The following is a 797-nucleotide window of genomic DNA, read 5'->3' as shown; positions in this document are numbered from 1 at the left end:
GCGGCGGGATCATGCGCAAAACGGAGGCAGAGGAGAAGCGGAAATTCGATTGGGGCCGGAATGGGCAGGACGCAGAAATGCCGGGTCAGGGATGCCGGAGAACCGTCTTATTGTCGGCGCGGCGCAATCCCCTATAGTGGCTACTCGATAAATTTGCAGACGGGCGAGGTTTTTATGTCGAAGGGTGCTTCCTTTAAAATCGTTCCCCCCCGTAAGCCTGATCTGAAAGACTGCCGCTTTTACCATTCCGTCGCGTTACCCTCGGGTGAGGTCTCGGGCGAATGGGATTTGCGCAAAGACGTGGATGCCTATCTCGGCGGTGTCGATTTTAAAGGAAAGTCCGTTTTCGAGGTCGGTCCCGCCAGCGGTTTTCTATCGATTCATATGGAAAAGGCCGGGGCAACCGTCACCTGCCTTGAACCGCCTATGACCCATCTTTGGGATATTGTTCCCTTTGAGGGGTTTGATGTCGAAAAATGGCGAAAAGAATTCGTTGATATTATTGGGGGCGTTCGGAATTCTTTTTGGTACTACCACAATCTCCATAAATCATCGGTTCGGATGATCGAGACCGATCCGTATAATATTCAACCCGATGTGGGCGATTACGATATCGGCCTATTAGCGAGTGTTTTGCTGCATACGCGCGCGCCGTTCAATTTGCTTGAACAGGTCGCTCGCCGCGTCCGCGAAACCATCATCGTCACCGAGGTCTATAATCCCGACTTGGGGGATGAGGCGATTTGCCGACTTCTGCCCCATCGCGGCGTGCAGCAGGTCGATACTTGGTGCAGTTC

At 53.2% G+C, this 797-nt stretch carries 1 pseudogene; it reads left to right on the top strand.

Features of this window, described 5'->3' with window-relative positions:
- Window positions 1–174: 174 nt before the first annotated feature.
- Window positions 175–797 (top strand): annotated as a pseudogene (locus tag VZ95_RS16375) (TylF/MycF/NovP-related O-methyltransferase); the annotation flags it as partial.

The organism is Elstera litoralis (assembly GCF_000963705.1).
GTDB lineage: Bacteria > Pseudomonadota > Alphaproteobacteria > Elsterales > Elsteraceae > Elstera > Elstera litoralis.
Note: the sequence above shows the minus strand (reverse complement) of the source record. Positions and strands in the feature narration are given on the sequence as shown.